Origin of the sequence: Rhodococcus sp. NCIMB 12038, from assembly GCF_002165735.1 — a bacterium.
In the GTDB taxonomy this organism is placed as follows: Bacteria; Actinomycetota; Actinomycetes; order Mycobacteriales; family Mycobacteriaceae; genus Rhodococcus_F.
Genome location: NZ_NHML01000101.1, coordinates 1 through 1,463, shown reverse-complemented (window position 1 = coordinate 1,463; position 1,463 = coordinate 1). Strand labels below are relative to the sequence as shown.

Here is a 1,463-nt window from a genome sequence, read left to right as displayed (position 1 = left end):
CCGCACTCGAATGGGTGCAGCGCAACATCGCCGAATTCGGCGGCGACCCCGACAACGTCACCGTCTTCGGCGAATCCGCGGGCGCCAACGCCGTCACCACCCTGATGACCACACCCGCCGCGAAAGGCCTCTTCGCGCGGGCGATCTCGGAGAGTTCCGCGCCCGGTCTCGTCACGACGGCGGACCGGGCCGCCCGGTGGGCATCCGACTACGTGACGCTACTCGGAGCCGAACCCGGCACTGCCGCAGAGGCGCTCGCGTCGTCACCCGTCGGCGCGCTGGGCCGGGCCGGGAACCGTCTCGGCGCGAAGGTGCTCTCGGAGACGCCGGGACTGCACCCGTTCGGACCTGTGATCGACGGCGACTTCCTGCCGAAGCCACCGCTCGACGCGTTCGCCGACGGCTCGGCACACCGGGTTCCGCTGATCATCGGCACCAACGCCAGCGAGGGCACCCTGTTCCCGAAATTCCTGGACGCACTGCCGACGGACCCCGACCGGATCGGGCGGATGTTCGCACTCACCGACCCCGCCGCCGAGGCCCGCGTCACCGCGGCGTATCCGGGCTACCCGGCACCGGACGCCGCCGTCGATCTGGGCGGCGACCTGACGTTCTGGAGGCCGTCGATCGAACTGGCCGAAGCCCATTCCGCGTACGCCCCCACCTTCAGTTACCGTTTCGATTTCGCGCCGCGTGCAATGAAGTGGCTCGGTCTGGACGCCACGCACGGGTTCGAACTGTTCGCCGTGTTCGACATCGCCGACACTCTGATCGGCCGCGGTCTCACCCTGCCGGGCGGACGGCGCGGCCTGAAGGACGTGACGGATAATGTGCAGCGACACTGGCTGCACTTCGCCTCGCGGGGAACACCGTTGGTGTCGTGGCCGAAGTACGACACCGACCGGAGGGCAACACTCGTGTTCGACACCGTCACCACCGTCCAGGACGACCCGCGCCGGGAGCGCAGGCTGGCGTGGGAGGGGTACGCGGGCTATCACGGGCAGGGCCTGTGAGCGGTCTGGAAGTCCACACCGATGCCGGCGCCGTCGGAGGGCGCCGGATCGACGACCTGGCAGCGTGGCGGGGCATCCCCTACGCCGCTCCCCCGGTCGGGCCGCTGCGGTTGCGTGCCCCGCACCCGGTCGAGCCGTGGTCGGGGGTTCGGCGGGCGTTCCACTTCGGGTCCCCCGCACCGCAGGACAGTGGGACCGACGAGGACTGTCTCACCCTCAACGTGCTCGCCCCCGGTCCCACATCCGCGACGCCGCGACCGGTGATGGTGTTCATCCACGGCGGCGCCTACTCCGGCGGAACCTCGTCCTCGTCGCTGTACGGCGGACAGTCGCTGGTCCGCCGCGGCGACATCGTGTACGTGTCGATCAACTACCGACTCGGATCCCTCGGGTACCTCGACTTCACCCAGTTCTCCACCCCCGAAAGACCTTTCGACTCCAACCTCGGCC

General features: G+C 69.7%; 2 protein-coding genes. Both read left to right on the top strand.

Features of this window, described 5'->3' with window-relative positions; all coding sequences use genetic code 11:
- The coding region (locus CA951_RS42165) for a carboxylesterase family protein (protein WP_087562478.1) at positions 1 to 1,013 on the top strand (1,013 nt) is incomplete at its 5' end.
- Positions 1,010 to 1,463, top strand: a 454-nt coding sequence (locus tag CA951_RS42160) for a carboxylesterase family protein (protein ID WP_179220532.1), incomplete at its 3' end; no start/stop codon positions are given. The genes CA951_RS42165 and CA951_RS42160, both read left to right, overlap by 4 nt.